We start from the raw sequence: 18,448 nt of genomic DNA on the forward strand, positions 1-18,448 counted from the left end.
TTTGACACTCGCTTCCAAATCCTAGGTCGGTTTAATTTGTTAGAGTGGTTCATCGTATCTTTTGTTTTGGTTGACGTGGAGGTTGTCTTGAAAATGGTCAAGTGGTAAATCATAGCTTGAATTGTTTGTTCTTTTCGACTTGCTTCTAGATGAAAATTTCATTTCTTCAGCTTTTAGCATCCAACTTTTGGCTGTTGCTTGCCAATCAGTAATTTTTGATTTCCCACCTACTTTCCAACCAATTCCCTGGTAGTGATTGAAAAATTTTTCAGCTTCCAAATCAGGGTAATTTTCTTTTTTAAAAAAATCTAAAATCAATTTTTCTTTTGCGATTGCCTCTAGTTTAATAAAGTTTATATTATGTTTATTAATGTTTATATTAGATACCAGCGCTTGTCCATTTTTGGGATAGTCTAAATACAACTCTTGCTTATCACTTGTACAGAAACTAAACAACCTCACTTTACTTCCTTTAAACGGATTATGAGAGGGACTGTAAAGAATATACTTCCAATGACTTAACTCTTTTATACATCTATGATACGTTGTATTGGAACCTATTTTTGAAAACTTCATTACCTCTTCCCTATTTATATAAAATTCTTCTGGAAAACGATTGTAATTCCATAATTGAAATAAGGCAACATACAGGCTTATATGTGTTGGATTTAAGCGACTATCTTTAGAGAATTGATGAAAGATACCGTTGAGGTGTTTTATGTAGTTCATAAACCTGCTTTTAAATTATGAACTCTATTTTCTTTCATCACTTTTGAAATTTCATCAGCATCATAGAAAATGATTCCTCCAATTTTTGTGTATGGTAAAGTTCCATTGATTCGAAGTGTTTGAAGTGTTCCTGGACTCACTTTTAATAATTCCATTAACTCACCAGATTTTAGATATTTTTTCACTCCTGCAGAAGTTGTACTAGCTAATAGTTTTTTGATGTCTTCTAATAATTCGATTTTAAATTCTCTTAGATCATCTGAAGTAATAATTTGTGTTGGCATTTTTTCAGCTTTTTTTAATTAATAATTTCTTATAGCGATTTGACTTTCGTGCTACAAAGCTGAATTGTTTGAATGAGACTTTTTAGTATACACTAAGAATACTAAAAAATTTAACATTTTTTAAATCGTATCTAACTGATATTAAACCCTATAATATTTAAGAAGATGTTAAATAGGGTGTTTTTTTAGTATTTTGAGCTTCTTTTCATCTTAAAAACCCTCCTTATTTTCTTCAAAAAAATCGTGGTTTTTACTGAAAAAAGGTTTTTTTTTCACTTTTAGTACTTTTTAGAAACACTAAAAATAATTTACTTAAAATATTGTATTTCAACACCTAAACAAAGTGTATTTTTCTTTTTTTTTGAAAAAATACACTTTTAGTATAAAGTTGTTGGAAAAAGTGTCAAAAATGCTGATTTTTGAAATACTAAAAACTTTTTGAAAAGCGATCTAAATCTTTAACGCCTACAAATACAATCAAATTTTATGCTTCAAAAGTTATTTCTTTGGATAGAGACACTACTAATTTATCTAAGAATTTAGTTGAATCTTTTTTTCTCGCTTTAATTTGATTAAAAGTTTTGTGGATGTTCCCTAGGTCTAAATTAAAAAGTTCTTCACACACTTTTACTATTTTTTTTATATCTGCATTACCATTTCTAAAGCAGCCAGAAACATTTAATGCAAAAATTAGTTCTATCAATTCTGTTTTTGTTCCAGTCCATTGCAAATCATTAAATATATCTGGTTTTACCTCTTCAATAATTGTCTTAAAATTTTTATTTTTAAGTAACTCCAGTTCTTTTTCATAAAATTTAATTAATAAATCGTGAGCAATAATTTTGGATACTAGAAAGTCGTGGCTAGTTGTAAACAGCGGATCTTTAAAATGATGAGATGTATCAACAAATAATTCTAATTGATCAATTCCTCTTAAAAAGTAAAGGTGATCTAGTTTATCTTCATTTAACCTATAATACTTAACAAATTCAAGTTGTTTACATTTTTTACTATCTAACTTATTAAGTTCATTATTAATGTACTTCTGTTGCTTTGAAATTCCAGAAACTGGTTTCTCAAGTAGATAATTATGAACCTTTTTAAAGTATTGAAGCCTTCCTTCAACATAAGGCTTTTGATATTTAAAGAATGTTATTTCTTCTTTTTTTGATGGAAAGCTTTTAGATCTAACAAGTGAGCTAAACTCATTTAAATACTCTCTTGAGATTGTAATTCCTTGTTTTAAAGTTTTTACGTTTTTTAAATTTGATTTTTCAATTATTGCAATAGTTTTTTTATACCTATTAAAGGTAGAAGTAGTTTTTTTCATATAGGGGTTTTTCAATTTTTTTAGCATCTAAAAATAATAAAAAAAACCAAATAATAACTAACTGCTTGATTTTCTCCTGTTATCTACTGAATTTTGTGTTGATTTGTTATCCAATAGAACTTTTAAAGCATTCATATCATCGCTCACTTTTCGCTCAATTACTTTCGCATATATTTGAGTTGTAGCCAATTTAGTATGACCCAAAAGCTTTGAAACCGTTTCTATTGGCACTCCATTTGTTAAAGTTACTGTAGTTGCAAATGTGTGTCGTGCCATATGGAATGTAAGGTTTTTTTTGATTTTGCATACATCAGAAATTTCTTTAAGATAACTGTTTAATTTTTGGTTGGATAGTACTGGTAGCAATGTACCTGTTGTTTGGACCCTTAGATTATTTTTATACTTGTTAATAATCAGCTGTGTTTGCTTTAAAACTGGAACTTTGACTTGTGTATTTGTTTTTTGTCTTTTAGTAACAATCCATTGACCTCCATCAATCCCTAACAAAATATTATTTTTTGAGAGCTTCATAATATCAACATATGCAATTCCTGTGTAGCAACTAAAAATAAATAAATCTTTTACAATTCTTAATCGCTCAATATCAGTAGTAAAGTTTTCAATAGCTTCTAATTCTTTGGCCGATAAAAATCCTCGTTCAGTCTTATCAAATACTGGTTTATATTTTACAAATGGATCCCTATTTATCCATTCAATATGAAATGCCATTGTTACCATTTTGCGCAAACGTTGAATGTGTTTTATAATGGTGTTATTACCAATTAATTTTTTATTTCTTGACATTTTATAGGCTCGTAAAAAATTATCAAATTTTAAAACAAATGAATAATTGAGATCTCTGAGATAAATATCATTCGTTTTAAACTCTTTAAGCACAAATTCCATTAAATACCTTTGCGTTGTTTTATAAAGACCTATAGTATCTTTATGAAGTTTATGGGAGGTATTTTCATTGTGATAATCAATTATATCTTGAAGGGAATAATGTTGTTCATCTAATCCTAAAAACCTAGATTTAATTGCTTGTGAAGTAATTACTTTTCTTTCAGCTTTTAGATCCTGATATGCTTGAAATAAGGCTGTTTGAGTTTGATCAATGTATGCATTTATGATACGTGCTTCTTGATTGGTTCCTTTAACCCTTGATTTAGCTTTGTCCCAGGAATCAATATTCACTTTTCTCTTTAAGCTAATATTAACTCTCTTTTGGTTGACAGTAATTCTTGCGAAAAGTTCTGCTTCATTGTTTTTAGCACGTGAAGCATTAATCCAAATTAGGATTGCAAATGTGGTTGTTGTTTTCATAGTTGTCGTCTTTTTAAGTTAAACTTTATTTAAGACGAAAGTCAAATCAACTATAGTAAAATCATTTCACATAAAAGTATGATCTTTTTGTGAACCTCTAAAACAAATTAAGAGCCTAAATAAACTATATTTTCCACTGATTTTAAGAAAGTGAATTTCTAGTATTTACAGGGCTTACCGCGATAAATCGGTCAACAAATTAAAATTTTTTATTTGTTGACCGATTTGTTGACCTAATATATGAAATTAAATCAAACAATATGATGGTTTTAAAATAAAAAAAAATCGCAAACCCTATATTTTAAAGGGTTTTGCTCAAATTTGTTTTCTTTTTAGCAGAGAGGAAGGGATTCGAACCCTCGATACGTTGCCGTATACACACTTTCCAGGCGTGCGCCTTCGACCACTCGGCCACCTCTCTAAAAATTATGTTATTATTGGTTTAAATAAAGATCTATTAAACCTTCAGGAGCTTCAACAATAATTTTGTTATTGTCTCTATCTACCTTCTTTATAAAATCATCAATCATAGGTATAAAAATTTCTATACCATTTGCGTTTATTTCAAACAAAGGTTGAGCAGAACTATCGTTTACACCGGTAATTTCACCAACATAACCGTTGTGTACATCTTCAATGTCAAAACCTATAATTTCGTGAAAGTAAAATTTGTTCCCTGTTAATTTTGGTAAGAATTCTAAAGGTAAATACAACTCTGATCCTAAAATAGCATCAGCATCAGCTTCAGTTAAAATATCTTCAAATTGAATACGAAGTTGATTCCCTTTTTGTAACAAGCTTTTTTCAATAAAAAAAGGAACCAGATTATTACCTAAAGCAATAAAAACTGATTCCAAATTTTGATAAAGTTCAGGTTCGTCTGTATCTAGCTTAGCTACAACCTCTCCTTTAAAACTATGTTTTCTTACGATTTTGCCTAAATAAAAACAATCTTCTTTATGCATTATCGTATAAAATTAATTAAGCTTCTTCGCTTGCAGCGTTTTGAGCATCGTCGATAGATTCTGGACCTTTCTCTTCTACTGGCTCTGCATTTGCAGCAGCTTCTGCAGCTTTTGCATCAGCCTCAGCTTTAATCGCAGCTTCTTCTACTTCTTTAGCAGCAGCAGCACGCTCTTCGTTAACTTTTACTTCAGCTTCAAAAGCTTTCGCTTTAGCATCTGCTTTCGCTTTCTCTAATCCATCAACTTTAGCAGTAATTTTCCCTGCTTTTTCATCAACCCAAGCTTGGAATTTTTCTTCAGCTTGCTCTTCAGTTAAAGCTCCTTTTCTAACACCACCTACTAAGTGATTTTTTAGCATTGCTCCTTTATAAGATAAAATTGCTTTTGCAGTATCAGTTGGTTGTGCACCATTTTGTAACCACGTTACAGCTCCATCAATATCTAAATCAACTTGTGCTGGATTCGTATTAGGGTTATAAGTTCCTAATTTCTCTAAGTATTTACCATCTCTTTTTGAACGTGCATCAGCTGCAACGATCCAATAAAATGGTTTTCCTTTTTTTCCGTGTCTTTGTAATCTAATTTTTACTGGCATTCTTTTTTAATTTTTAAGGTTCTCGACCTTGGTTATAAATTTTAAGTTTGCAAATATACTGAGATATTTTAATATATACAGTTAAAAAGTATAAAAGTTTGAGAGTCAAAAGTTTTAGAAACAAACTTTAAACTTTCAAACTTTTAATTATTTAACTTCTTGTAAATACGTTTTTTAACTAAACTAGCCCTGTAAATCCTAAAAAGGCAAGTGATAATAAACCTGCAACCAATAAATTAATTGGCACTCCTTTCATTCCTTCAGGGATATTCGCTAATTCTAAATGCTCACGGATGCTTGCAAAAACAATTAATGCTAATCCAAAACCAATAGAGTTTGAAACTGCAAAAAATACCGCTTTTAATAAACTTCCTCCATCTAAACCTAAGGCTAAAATAGCTACACCTAATACGGCACAGTTGGTAGTAATTAATGGTAAGAAAACTCCTAATGCTTGATATAACGGCGGACTTACTTTTTTCAAAATAATTTCGACCATTTGCACCAAAGCGGCAATTACTAAAATAAAAGTAATGGTTCTTAAATAGTCTAAACCTGCTGGTACTAACACAAATTCGTGTAATAAATAAGTTACCATGGTAGCCAATGTCATTACAAATAACACAGCTCCAGACATACCAACCGAAGTAGATACTTTACTAGAAACACCTAAGAAAGGACAAATTCCTAAAAACTGAGATAATACAATGTTGTTTACAAAAACAGCAGCAATAAGTATAATTATATAATCCATTTTTAAGTTGTTTTAATTGAAATTTTGTTGAATAAAACGGTTAAATAAGCCAATGCAATAAATGCGCCTGGAGGTAAAATAAATAAGATAAATGTGTTTGCATCTTCAGCAACAAACTTAAATTCGAAAATACTTCCGCTTCCTAATATTTCACGTGTTGCACCTAAAACAGTTAAAGCCACAACAAATCCTAACCCCATTCCTAAAGCATCAACAATAGAAGATAAAATATTGTTTTTTGAAGCAAACGCTTCAGCTCTTCCTAAAATTAAACAGTTTACCACAATTAACGGAATAAAGATTCCTAATTGCTCGTATAAAAATGGTACAAATGCTTCTAATACCATTTCAACAATGGTTACAAACGATGCTATAATGATTATAAATGCAGGAATACGCACTTTACTTGGTATTTGAGATTTCACTAAAGAAACCACAATATTACTCATTAACAATACAAACATTGTTGCAACTCCCATTCCTAATCCGTTAAATGCAGATGATGTTACACCTAATGTTGGACACATACCCAACAGCATTACAAATACGGGATTATCTTTAACGATTCCTTTTAAGAAATTTTGGGTTTGATTAACTTTTTCAGCCATAATTCTTAATTTTTAAGTGCTATTAATGAATCATTATTTTTCATAAACTCGTTGTATGCCATTTGAACAGCTTCACCAAAAGCACGTGAAGTAATAGTTGCACCCGTTAAAGCATCAACTTCTCCTCCATCTTTGTTTACTTTTAAATTATATGTTGAAGGATTTTTAGTTCTAAACTGTGCTAAAAACTTTTCATCTTTCATTTTTGTACCTAAACCTGGTGTTTCTTTTTGCTCTAACACCACTATGTTTTCAATAGTTCCTTCAGGAGTAAAACCTACCATAATTTTTATCAATCCGCTAAAACCTTTTTCAGTTGAACCAATAATAGCAGCACCTACAAATTTATTGTTCTCAAATGCAGGAAAAACCTCAACACTATCTTTAACATTTTCAGCCTTAATTAATACCACATCTTCAACAGGGTTGTTATCAAACGTTGGTAAAACTAATTTTAAAGCGTTTACTTTTTTCTCTAATTTGGCTTTTGCCTTTGGTCCTACAGTTAGATCGTTTACATAACCTAAAGAGAAACCAGATATAATAGTAATCACAAATAGTGATACTAGCATATTTATAAATGTATCTTTCTTCTTACTCATAATTACACAATTTTAGCTTTGATTTTTGAACCAAATCTTCTTGGTTTAAAATAAGTATTGATTAGTGGTACAAATGCATTCATAATAATAATACCAAATGAAACCCCTTCTGGATATGCACCAAACAATCTAATAACTACAGTAATTACTGCAATACCAATAGCAAATATGATCATCCCTTTTTTGGTCATTGGACTGGTTACCATATCTGTTGCCATAAAAAAGGCTCCTAACAATGCTCCTCCTGATAAAATATGAATTAACGGACTTGCGTAACTTTCTGGATCAATTACCCAAAAAATTCCAGTCATAACCGCCATTGTAGCCAATATTGTAATAGGAATATGCCAAGTAATAACTTTTCTAACTAGTAAATAAATTCCACCTAATAATAATGCAAGTGCAGACATTTCACCAATAGAACCTCCTGACAAGCCTAAAAACATATTAGTATATGATGGGAAATCAACATTTGCACTAATACTAGTCATAGTATCACCAAACATTAACCCTTCTTTAATCATTCCTAAAGGAGTGGCGCCTGTTACGGCATCAGCTAATGTTGTATTGTTTTCAACAGCTGTTGGCCACATTGTCATTTGAACTGGAAATGAAACCAATAAAAATACACGTCCAACCAAAGCCGGATTAAATATGTTAAAACCTAGACCACCAAACGATAATTTTGCAATACCAATTGCTACTAAACTACCTACAATAATCATCCAAATTGGTAAGCCAGCTGGCAAGTTAAATGCTAATAAAATTCCTGTAAGTAATGCTGAACCATCTCCAATAGTAGTTGGAGTTTTCATTAAATACTTTTGAATTACATACTCAAATAACAAACAGGATACTACTGCTACAGCAGTAACAATAAATGCGCTAAATCCAAATACATATAGTGAAACTAGGAATGCTGGAATTAAAGCGATAACCACATCATACATCACTTTTTTTGATGTTCTATCTGAATGTACGTGCGGTGAGGCCGATATAATAATTGGTTGACTCATTTTAATTTTTAGTGGTTTCTAATTTTTTTACAATATTTTTTCCGAAGCGGATATAATCTAATAAAGGACGGTGTGAAGGACAAACATAACTGCATGAGCCACATTCAATACAAGTCATTATATCTTCTTGTGAAGCTTTTTCGTAAAATCCTTTTTCTGATAAATTCATTAATAAATGCGGCTCTAATCCCATTGGGCATACATACACACACTCACCACAACGAATACAATTTTCAGCCTTTCCTCTACTTGCTTCTTCTTCTGAAATTACCAAAATACCCGAAGTACCTTTGGTTACAGGAACATCTGTATTTTTAATAGCTTTCCCCATCATTGGGCCACCATTTACTAATTTTCGTGTTCCTTCAGGCAAGCCTCCAACTTCAGCAATTAAATCTTTTATTGGAGTTCCTATCTTCACCCAAAAGTTTGAAGGATTTTCTAGTTTTTTTCCAGTAACTGTAACTACACGTTCAATTAATGGTTTATTGTATTGAATGGCTTCGTAAATTGCGAAAATAGTACCTACATTATGAACAATTACACCTACATCAAGTGGCAACCCATTCTTAGGAACTTCGCGCCCTAAAATAGCTCTTACCAATTGTTTTTCACCACCTTGAGGATATTTCACTTGTAATGCCGCAACTTGAATACCGTCTTCCTTTTTGATAATACTTTTGAAAAGACTAATGGCATCTTTTTTATTGTTTTCAATTCCAATAACTGCTTTTTTCAAGTTTAAAGCTTTCATTAAAATTTTAATTCCAACAACAATTTCTTGCGCCTTTTCTAACATTAACCTGTGATCGGCTGTTAAGTAAGGTTCACATTCAACACCATTTATAATAAGGTAGTCTAACTTAGTTCCTTCGCGTACATTTAATTTTACTTGAGAAGGAAACGTTGCGCCCCCTAACCCTACAATTCCACAATCAGTAATTTGTTGTAAAATTGCTGCAGGCTCTAATTCAATGTCTGTTTTTAAAGGAAAATCTACTTCTTCAAAATTTGAAGGATCCTTCGCATCGGTTCTAATAACAATACATTGTTTTTTGTAGCCACTGGTATCAATAACCAAATCTAATTTAGTTACTGTACCGGCAACAGGAGCATGTATATTTGAGGATACAAACCCGCCAGATTTGGCAATTACTTGCCCTTTTTCAACCTTATCTTTTTTATCTACAACAATTTCCGCAGGAATACCTATATGCTGTGCAATAGGTACATTTACCACTTTTGGAACTGTCATTCTTTTAATTTCTTTGGTTGAAGTAATTTTATTTTCAGGAGGGTGAATTCCTCCTTTTGGAAATGTTTTAAGCATCCGTTTTTGTATTTTTTGATTCTACAGTTACATCTTCTTTTACAACTGCAACTTTTTCAACTTCCTTTTTAACTTCTGGTTTTGCTGCTTCGCCTTTTACAACTGCAACTTTCTCAACTTCTTTCTTTTCTACAACCTTTTTAGCTACTGGCTTTTTTTCAACCACTTTTTTTGGTTTTTTAGGCGGAAAGTTAGTTTCTATAATAGAGTGTGTAGGACAAACATCCACACATTTTCTACAAAGTGTGCACAATGCAGGGTCAATATATGCTAAATTATTGTTCATTGAAATGGCATCTTTTTGACACACATCTTCACATTTTGAACATCCTATACAAGCTACAGCACATGATTTTTTAGCAATACCACCTTTATCTTCATTTAAGCAACCTACAAATACTTTTAAATCGCGTTTGTTACGTGGACGCATTTCAATAATATCTCTTGGACACGCTTTTACACAAGCTTCACAAGAAGTACATTTATCAGTATCAATTACCGGTAAACCTGTAGCTTCGTCCATATACATGGCACCAAAATTACAAACGGCTACACAATCTCCATCACCTAAACAACCGTATTGGCAATCGGTTTCACCACTGTAAATCATTGCTGAAATAGCACAAGTTCTTGGCCCTTGATACTCGGTAGTTTTCGGACGAACATCACAACCACCTTGGCAACGTAAAACCGCTACTGTTGGGTCTTTTTCTGTAACTGCTTTGCCCAATTTTTCGGCTACCAATTTCATTACATCATTCCCTCCTACCGGACAAAATAATTCTGAAATATCTTCGGTATTCACCAATTTATCGGCGAAAGATTTACATCCCGGAGAACCACAACCAGCACAATTTGCACCTGGCAATAATTCGTCAACCTCAGCGATTAAAGGATTTTCATACACATAAAACTTCTTGGATACTACATATAATACTATTGCTGCAACTACACCTAATGAAGCTAATAACAATACACTATATAAAACTGAATCAGTCATTCTTAATTAAATTTTAATATTGAAAGTTGAAATGCTTTTTTAAACGTGTCTTTTAACACAAAAAGCATAAAATAATAAGGCACTAAAACAAATAACGAAACCAAGCCCGCTAACCATTCTTTTAAAAATAATGAAGTTAAAATAAGCACCAAAAACATTAATATAAAAGGAAAAACATAAGCCCAAAAAACTGCTTTTAAACCTAATTCTCTATTTAATACCAAATCAACAGTCTCGTTAAGCTGAAACGATTGGGTTGGGTTTTCAATTTCTATTTCTTTATCGTTTGAATCTGACACACCACAAGCAGATTGCGCTTTACAGCCCTCACAATTCACATTCCCTTTTAACGAAATCGTTATCGTATTTTTAGAAATCTTAGAAATTATTCCTTCGTGTTTAATCGTATCTTTTTTTGTCTTGTAACTGTCTAAATCCAGTTGGGTCATAATCAACGCTGCATTATCATTATGCTGTAAAATTAAATCAACTTTATAGTTTAAAATATGATTATTGTTAGGGTTTATTTAAAATAAATCATTCTGTAACCTTAATCACATAGAGAAATCAAACTGAAATACCAGTTTGGTCAACCAGCTAACAACCTTTAACATAGCGCAATTGTTAATAAAAAAAAGAGGTAATTGATTTCTGAAAATATTAAAATGCATACTTTTAAAATCTCATTTTTTTTCAAAAAAAATTTCGCACATGTTTTTAATATTTGATACTGAAACTACTGGTTTACCAAAAAAATGGAATGCCCCAATTACCGATACTGATAATTGGCCGCGTTGTATTCAAATAGCATGGCAATTGCATGATGCATATGGTGTTTTAGTTGAACATAAAGACTATTTAATTAAACCTGAGGGATATAACATTCCTTATGACGCAGAGCAAATTCACGGAATTTCAACTCAATTAGCTCAAGAAAAGGGGGAAGACCTTGAAGATGTATTAGTCCTATTTAATGAAGCGCTTTCTAAATCTAAATTTGTTGTTGGTCAGAATGTAAAGTTCGACCTTAATATTATGGGATGTGAATATGTTAGAAAAGACATCAATACTCCTTTAAATGAATTGCCTGTTTTAGATACCTGTACTGAAAAAACTGCAATTCTTTGTCAAATACCTGGAGGAAGAGGTGGAAAATTTAAATTACCAACATTAACAGAATTACACCAACACTTATTTAATGCTCCATTTGGAGAGGCGCATAATGCTACTGCCGATGTTGAAGCAACAACTCGTTGTTTTTTAGAATTAATCAGAAAAAGACTTTATACAAAGGAAGAATTAGATGTTGCGCCTGATTATTTTAAAAATTTTGATGCTAAAAATCCTTCAACAATAAATGTAATTGGTTTAAAGCATTTAAATTTAAAAAAAGAAAGTAATAAACTTAAAACTTCCCCTAAAAAAAAGGCAACTATTTCTACTTCTGAAGTCAATGCAATTAAAGACTTAAAGGATAGTACTTTTTCACATTTACACTGTCATTCACAATTTTCAATATTACAGTCAACTTCCAGTTTTAGCAATTTAATTCAATCTGCTATTAAAGATAAAATGCCTGCAGTTGCTATGACTGATTCTGGGAATATGATGGGAGCTTTTTACTTTGTAAGAGAGGCTATCAATCATAATAATTCCGTAGAAAAACACAACGAAAACTTACCTGAAGGAGCGGTACCTAAACAACCTATAATTCCTATTTTAGGCTGTGAGTTTAACGTTTGTGAAAACCACTTTGACCGAACACATAAAGACAATGGGTACCAAATTGTAATTTTAGCTAAAAACAAAAACGGGTATCACAACTTGGCTAAAATGTCGTCACTTTCTCATACCCAAGGTTTTTATTATGTTCCTAGAATTGATAAAAAAATAATAGAAGAGTATAAAGAAGATTTAATTGTACTATCAGGTAACTTATACGGTGAAATTCCTAGTAAAATTTTAAATGTAGGTGAAAAACAAGCTGAGGAAGCATTACTTTGGTGGAAAGAACAGTTTGGTGATGATTTTTATTTAGAAGTGATGCGTCACAACCAAGAAAATGAAAATCACGTTAATGATATCCTTATTAAATTTTCAAAAAAACACAACGTTAAGTTAATTGCATCAAATAATACCTTTTATACAACCAAAGAAGAAGCTGAAGCGCATGATATATTATTATGTGTAAAAGATGGAGAAAAAATGGCAACTCCAAAAGGAAGAGGCCGAGGTTTTAGATACGGACTACCCAATAATGAATATTATTTTAAGTCCCAAGAACAAATGAAAAATTTGTTCAAAGACCTTCCTGAAGCTATTACAAACACACAGGAAATTGTAGATAAAATTGAAGTTTACACATTGGCTCGCGATGTACTTCTTCCTAAGTTTGATATTCCTGAGCAATTTGTAGACCCTGAAGATGAAATTGACGGTGGTGTGCGTGGTGAAAATGCATATTTAAAACATTTAACTTTTGAAGGTGCTAAAAAACGATATGGCGACAAATTAGATGCTGAAAAAATAGAACGTTTAGATTTTGAACTCTCAATTATTGAAAAAACTGGTTATCCTGGTTATTTTTTAATTGTGTGGGATTTTATTTTAGAAGCTCGTAAAATGGGTGTATCGGTAGGTCCTGGTCGTGGATCTGCTGCAGGTTCTGCAGTAGCCTACTGTTTATGGATTACTAATATTGATCCTATTAAGTACGATTTACTTTTTGAGCGTTTCTTAAATCCTGACCGTGTATCACTACCCGATATTGATATTGATTTTGATGACGAAGGTAGACAACGTGTAATTGAGTTTGTAATTGAAAAATATGGTGCTAGCCAAGTTGCCCAAATTATTACTTATGGTACTATGGCTGCTAAATCTTCCATTCGAGATACGGCAAGGGCACTAGACTTGCCATTGCACGAAGCCGATAGAATTGCCAAATTAATTCCCGGATTAAAACTGCAGAATATTTTTGGCGATGATGAAAAAAGTAAAGGAAAAGTAAAAGGCCTAAGAGCTGAAGAATTTGAAAATGTTGAAGAGCTTAGAAAAATTGCTGATGGAAATAATTTAGAGGCACAAACTATCAAGCAAGCAAGAGCTCTTGAAGGTTCGGTTAGAAATACAGGAATTCACGCTTGCGGGGTTATTATTACTCCAGAACCTATTACCAATTTAGTACCTGTTTCTACTGCAAAAGATTCAGACATGTATGTTACGCAGTTTGACAATAATGTGGTTGAAACTGCGGGTTTACTAAAAATGGATTTCTTGGGGTTAAAAACATTGACCTTAATTAAAGATACCGTAAAAATTGTAAAGGCTAAACACGGAATTGACTTAGTACCCGACGATTTTCCGTTAGATGATCAAAAAACATATGAACTTTTTCAAAAAGGAGAAACTATTGGCGTATTTCAATATGAATCTCCCGGTATGCAAAAACATATGAAATCGCTAAAGCCAACAGAATTTGCTGATTTAATTGCTATGAATGCATTGTACCGTCCAGGTCCAATGGAATATATTCCTTCATTTATTGATCGTAAACACGGGCGTGAAGACATTACTTATGATTTAGATGATATGGAAGAATACCTAAAGGAAACTTATGGTATTACCGTATATCAAGAGCAAGTAATGTTACTTTCTCAAAAACTCGCAGGTTTTACTAAAGGTGAAGCCGATATGTTGCGTAAAGCAATGGGTAAAAAAATATTTGCCTTACTGGAGAAACTAAAGCCTAAGTTTATTGAAGGTGGAAAGGCGAAAAATCACGACGAAGAAAAATTAGAGAAAATTTGGAAAGATTGGGAAGCATTTGCTGCTTATGCTTTCAACAAATCACACTCTACTTGTTATGCATATATTGCTTATCAAACCGCTTATTTAAAAGCACATTATCCTGCGGAATATATGGCATCTGTATTGTCTAATAATATGAACGACATTAAACAGGTTACTTTTTTTATGGAAGAATGCAAACGTGCTGAAATTCCTGTTCTAGGTCCTGATGTTAACGAATCGTACTACAAGTTTGCTGTAAACAAAGAAGGTGCTATTCGTTTTGGAATGGGTGCTATAAAAGGGGTTGGTGCTGCAGCTGTGGATGCTATTGTAAATGAGCGAAAAGAAAACGGCTACTTCTCGTCTGTTTTTGATGTTACCAAACGAGTTGATTTACGTGCAGCTAATAAAAAAGCATTTGATGGTTTAGTAATGGCCGGTGGATTTGATTCTTTTGGAAATATACACCGAGCACAATACTACCAATTAGATGAGAAAGGAATTACTTTTATTGAAAGAGCCATTCGCTATGGAAATAAATTTCAGGAGAATAAAAATTCGGCTCAAGTTTCCTTATTTGGCGAAGCTTCTGAAGTTCAATTTCCAGAGCCTGAAATACCCGAAGCTGAAAAATGGGGTATGATGGAAGAACTTTCAAAAGAAAAAGAATTGGTTGGAATTTATATTTCTGGACATCCTTTAGATGATTTTAAAACCGAAATAAAATATTACTGCAACACGCCACTAATGGCGTTTCAAAATCAAGCTGCATTGATAAATAAAGATGTTTCCATTGGTGGAATTATCACCAATATTGAGCACCGTGTTTCTAAAAATGGAAAAGGTTGGGCTACTTTTGCTTTAGAAGATTTTAGTGGCTCTAGTGAATTTAGAATATTTGGTGAAGAGTACTTACGATTCCGACATTTTTTAGTTCCAAACTCATTTCTTTATGTTAAAATTTTCGTTAAAAAAGGATGGAATGATGGTGATGTACGCTTATCTTTTGGAAACATTCAAATGTTACAAGATGTGTTGGAAGAGTTTTCAAAAAAAATAACATTGAATATTTCTTTAAAAGATATTAATGAAAAATCTATTCAAAAAATAAATGCTATTTTAACCCAACACAAGGGCACAAAATCATTGAATTTTCTAGTGTATGATTTAGAAGAAAAAATTAAATTAAATTTACCAAGTAGAAGTTATAAAGTAGATATTTCTAATGAATTTATTGACGTTCTAAGACAAGAACAAATCAACTTTAAGCTTAATTAGAGTAACCTATTTATGAGAAAAAAAATTCTTGTTTTTTTTATATTGAGTAGCTTTTTAGGGTTTAGTCAAAAAAAACACACCTATTTTCAAGCAGATTATTTTTATGGGAACATTCTTGGATCAAGTCCAGATGCAACTGTTTTTTTACAAGGACATCCTACAGGAATTTTTGCAAGTTATAACATAAAAACAACAGGTGATAAAAATTGGCAAGGACTTTATAATTTCCCTGATGTTGGTGTGTCTTTTGGTTATCAAAATTACAATTCAAAAGTGTTGGGAGAACTTTACGCGCTCTACTTTCATTATAATTTTTATATCCTAAAAAGAACTTCAAAAAACCAATTGATATTTAGACCCGGAATTGGAATTGCATACAGTACTAAGCCTTACAACAAAGTAACCAACAATAAAAACACCGCCTTTGGTTCTGCAATAAACTCTAGCACCTATTTTAAATTATACTATCAAAGAGAATCTTTAATTGGTAATTTGGGCGTAACTGCCGGAGTAAAATTTGTACATGCATCAAATGCTAATGTTAAATCACCCAACTCTGGAGTTAATATTTGGGCTATTTCAGCAGGATTAAACTACAATTTATCACCAAAAACAACACAAATAACGTTTATACCTTCAACTGATACACTGAAAGTAACGGAGCCTATTAAACTAAATTTAGCTGTAAGAGGTGGTGTAAATGAGTCCCCAATTATTGGAACTGGCTTGAAACCCTTTTTTGTTGCTTCGGCTTATTTAGATAAAAGAATTAGCAGGAAATCTGCCTTTCAATTGGGTACCGATTTGTATATTTCGCCAATATTAAAAGATTATTACGAAGTAAATTTAAGTATTCCTCATACAAACCTAAAAGAAACTAATTCATTTTCAAGGATAGGTGTTTTTCTAGGGTATGAATTGTTTATTAACAAATTCTCTATTGAAGGAGCATTAGGTTATTATGTGAAATATCCTTTTGAATTTGATGGAAGAGTTTATGAAACCTTGGGTTTAAAGAGGTATTTCAAACAAAAATGGTTTGCCTCTGTACGCTTAAAAGTTCACGCCGCCAATGCTGAAACTGTAGAGTTTGGTGTAGGGATTCGATTCTAATTTTTTATTATGAAAAAAATATTTTATAGTATATTACCATTTCTTTTACTTAGTTGTAATTCTGAAAACTCAAACAATTGCTTCCAAAAAGCTGGTGCAATTATTCGAACAGAAGTTGAAGTTGCTACATTTGATAAAGTAACAGTTCATGAAAGAATTGAATTGATAATTACACAAGGTAACCAACAAAAGGTTATTGTTGAAACTGGTGAGAATTTATTCAATGATATTTCTATAGAAGTAATTAATAACGAACTTATTTTAACAAATTATAATACTTGCAACTTTATAAGAGAGTATGATTTAACAAAAGTTTATATTACTTCACCTAATTTAACTGCAATAAGAAATGCTTCAGAATATAATGTTTCTTCAAATGGCGTTTTAACATATCCTTCTCTTTATTTACGATCTTCGGGTGAAAAAAGCGACTATTTATCAATTGGAGACTGGTATTTAACTATCAAAAACGATAATTTACGTATTTGGTCAAACGGGATTGCTAATTTTTATTTAGAAGGCACTACTAACAATTTAGATCTAAGTTTTTCAGATGGAGATACACGCTTTGAAGGTAAAGAGCTTATAGCTCAACACGTAAAAGTAAGACAAGTGAGTTCTAATGATATGTTGATTTTCCCTGTTCAAAGTTTAATAGGAAGTATTCATTCAATGGGAAATGTAATTTCATTTAACAAGCCTAAATCTATTGAAGTTGAAGAACTAAGTGATTACGGAAAACTTATTTTTAAGTAGTTAATTCTCTAAACAAACTTTCTAAATTTTTGTTTTTGGTATTTAGTTGCAATATTTTTAAGCCATTGTCATGCGCAAAATCAAAAACTTCAGCACGCATATCATTGCTTGTTAAAAATGTAAGTTGCCAAATTGTATCGTGAATATTGGTAGCCGATTTTAAATAAGGAATGGTGTCTATAAATTGCTTTTCAATTTTATAATCAAACTCAACTTCAATTATTTGCTCTTGGTTTTCCTTCAATTCTTTTAAACTCTTATCGGTAATAATTTGCCCTTTATTTATTACAATTACCCGATCACAAATAGCTTCAACTTCTTGCATAATATGTGTTGAAAAAAGTACAATTTTATCTTTTCCAACTTCCTTAATTAGCGTTCTAATTTCTAATAATTGGTTAGGATCTAACCCTGTAGTTGGTTCATCTAAAATCAATACATCGGGCTCGTGTAATAACGCCGCAGCTAAACCTATTCGTTGCCTATACCCTTTCGAAAGCTGATTGATTTTCTTATGTACTTCAGGTGTTAAACCTACTTTTTTTATAATAGCTTCTACTTTCTCTTTTGAAATATTATGTATGGTTGCATTGAACATTAGATATTCTCTCACATACATTTCTAAATACAACGGATTGTGTTCTGGTAAATAACCAATTTTTTGTTGTGCGCTTATTTTTTCAGTAGCAATATTAAAACCGCTTACTAAAACTGCTCCTTCTGAAGCAGTTAAATAGCCAGTAATAATTTTCATCATGGTACTTTTACCAGCCCCATTAGGACCTAAAAAACCAACAATCGCCCCTTTTTCAATCGTAAAACTTACAGCGTCTAACGCTTTTTGGGAACCGTAAAATTTTGTAATATTTTTCACTTCAACACACATACAACAAAAATACATTTTAATTTAAATAATTGTAACATTTTAACGTTGCATGCTACATATAATTATTAGACCTTTGAAAAATTA

General features: G+C 31.6%; 17 protein-coding genes and 1 tRNA gene. 3 read left to right on the forward strand and 15 right to left on the reverse strand.

Features of this window, described 5'->3' with window-relative positions:
- Positions 1 to 39: 39 nt before the first annotated feature.
- The 14 genes from CHB67_RS05290 to CHB67_RS05355 all read right to left on the reverse strand — a co-directional run bounded on the left by CHB67_RS05290 (position 40) and on the right by CHB67_RS05355 (position 10,988).
- On the reverse strand, positions 40 to 729 hold the full coding sequence (locus CHB67_RS05290) for a hypothetical protein (protein ID WP_089380725.1): 690 nt from the start codon (positions 727 to 729) through the stop codon (positions 40 to 42).
- Positions 726 to 1,013 (reverse strand): helix-turn-helix domain-containing protein, encoded by a 288-nt coding sequence (locus CHB67_RS05295; RefSeq protein WP_089380726.1) that lies wholly within the window; start codon positions 1,011 to 1,013, stop codon positions 726 to 728. Before CHB67_RS05295 ends, CHB67_RS05290 begins: the two co-directional genes overlap by 4 nt.
- A gap of 484 nt (positions 1,014 to 1,497) precedes the next feature.
- Positions 1,498 to 2,343, reverse strand: a complete 846-nt coding sequence (locus CHB67_RS05300; RefSeq protein ID WP_176461223.1) for an RteC domain-containing protein — start codon at positions 2,341 to 2,343, stop codon at positions 1,498 to 1,500.
- A gap of 57 nt (positions 2,344 to 2,400) precedes the next feature.
- Entirely contained in the window at positions 2,401 to 3,669 is a 1,269-nt protein-coding gene (locus tag CHB67_RS05305; RefSeq protein ID WP_089380728.1) for a site-specific integrase, read from the reverse strand.
- A 336-nt stretch (positions 3,670 to 4,005) separates the two neighbouring features.
- Positions 4,006 to 4,090 (reverse strand) — tRNA-Ser (locus tag CHB67_RS05310).
- A 13-nt stretch (positions 4,091 to 4,103) separates the two neighbouring features.
- Positions 4,104 to 4,634, reverse strand: a complete 531-nt coding sequence (gene rimM, locus CHB67_RS05315) for a ribosome maturation factor RimM (protein WP_089380729.1) — start codon at positions 4,632 to 4,634, stop codon at positions 4,104 to 4,106.
- A gap of 16 nt (positions 4,635 to 4,650) precedes the next feature.
- The gene (locus tag CHB67_RS05320) at positions 4,651 to 5,229 is read right to left on the reverse strand and encodes a 30S ribosomal protein S16 (RefSeq protein WP_089380730.1); all 579 of its coding nucleotides are present in this window, start codon (positions 5,227 to 5,229) and stop codon (positions 4,651 to 4,653) included.
- Between the two features lie 178 nt (positions 5,230 to 5,407).
- A complete protein-coding gene (locus CHB67_RS05325; RefSeq protein ID WP_089380731.1) occupies positions 5,408 to 5,983 on the reverse strand; it encodes an electron transport complex protein RnfA in 576 nt (191 codons plus the stop codon).
- A gap of 2 nt (positions 5,984 to 5,985) precedes the next feature.
- Positions 5,986 to 6,591, reverse strand: a complete 606-nt coding sequence (locus CHB67_RS05330; RefSeq protein ID WP_089380732.1) for an RnfABCDGE type electron transport complex subunit E — start codon at positions 6,589 to 6,591, stop codon at positions 5,986 to 5,988.
- Positions 6,592 to 6,596: 5 nt separating this feature from the next.
- Positions 6,597 to 7,193 carry an RnfABCDGE type electron transport complex subunit G gene (locus CHB67_RS05335; protein WP_089380733.1) on the reverse strand — a complete coding sequence of 199 codons (597 nt, stop codon included), beginning with the start codon at positions 7,191 to 7,193 and terminating at the stop codon, positions 6,597 to 6,599.
- A 2-nt stretch (positions 7,194 to 7,195) separates the two neighbouring features.
- On the reverse strand, positions 7,196 to 8,209 hold the full coding sequence (locus CHB67_RS05340; RefSeq protein WP_089380734.1) for an RnfABCDGE type electron transport complex subunit D: 1,014 nt from the start codon (positions 8,207 to 8,209) through the stop codon (positions 7,196 to 7,198).
- 1 nt (position 8,210) lies between these two features.
- Positions 8,211 to 9,539 carry an electron transport complex subunit RsxC gene (gene rsxC / locus CHB67_RS05345; RefSeq protein ID WP_089380735.1) on the reverse strand — a complete coding sequence of 443 codons (1,329 nt, stop codon included), beginning with the start codon at positions 9,537 to 9,539 and terminating at the stop codon, positions 8,211 to 8,213.
- Positions 9,532 to 10,539, reverse strand: a complete 1,008-nt coding sequence (locus tag CHB67_RS05350) for a Fe-S cluster domain-containing protein (RefSeq protein ID WP_089380736.1) — start codon at positions 10,537 to 10,539, stop codon at positions 9,532 to 9,534. Before CHB67_RS05350 ends, rsxC begins: the two co-directional genes overlap by 8 nt.
- Before the next feature lie 2 nt (positions 10,540 to 10,541).
- Positions 10,542 to 10,988 (reverse strand): SoxR reducing system RseC family protein, encoded by a 447-nt coding sequence (locus CHB67_RS05355; protein WP_089380737.1) that lies wholly within the window; start codon positions 10,986 to 10,988, stop codon positions 10,542 to 10,544.
- Positions 10,989 to 11,250: 262 nt separating this feature from the next.
- On the opposite strand from CHB67_RS05355, the gene dnaE reads away from it, so the two are divergent.
- The 3 genes from dnaE to CHB67_RS05370 are packed head-to-tail and all read left to right on the forward strand — an operon-like array spanning position 11,251 to position 17,478.
- On the forward strand, positions 11,251 to 15,609 hold the full coding sequence (gene dnaE, locus CHB67_RS05360) for a DNA polymerase III subunit alpha (RefSeq protein ID WP_089380738.1): 4,359 nt from the start codon (positions 11,251 to 11,253) through the stop codon (positions 15,607 to 15,609).
- 12 nt (positions 15,610 to 15,621) lie between these two features.
- Entirely contained in the window at positions 15,622 to 16,722 is a 1,101-nt protein-coding gene (locus CHB67_RS05365; protein ID WP_089380739.1) for an acyloxyacyl hydrolase, read from the forward strand.
- 9 nt (positions 16,723 to 16,731) lie between these two features.
- On the forward strand, positions 16,732 to 17,478 hold the full coding sequence (locus CHB67_RS05370; RefSeq protein WP_089380740.1) for a head GIN domain-containing protein: 747 nt from the start codon (positions 16,732 to 16,734) through the stop codon (positions 17,476 to 17,478).
- On the opposite strand, the gene gldA is transcribed toward CHB67_RS05370, so the two are convergent.
- Complete coding sequence (gldA, locus tag CHB67_RS05375) at positions 17,471 to 18,364, reverse strand: gliding motility-associated ABC transporter ATP-binding subunit GldA (protein ID WP_089380741.1); 894 nt, start codon at positions 18,362 to 18,364, stop codon at positions 17,471 to 17,473. The genes CHB67_RS05370 and gldA overlap by 8 nt on opposite strands.
- Between the last annotated feature and the right edge of the window lie 84 nt (positions 18,365 to 18,448).

Origin of the sequence: Lutibacter agarilyticus, from assembly GCF_900188235.1 — a bacterium.
GTDB classification, from domain to species: Bacteria; Bacteroidota; Bacteroidia; order Flavobacteriales; family Flavobacteriaceae; genus Lutibacter; species Lutibacter agarilyticus.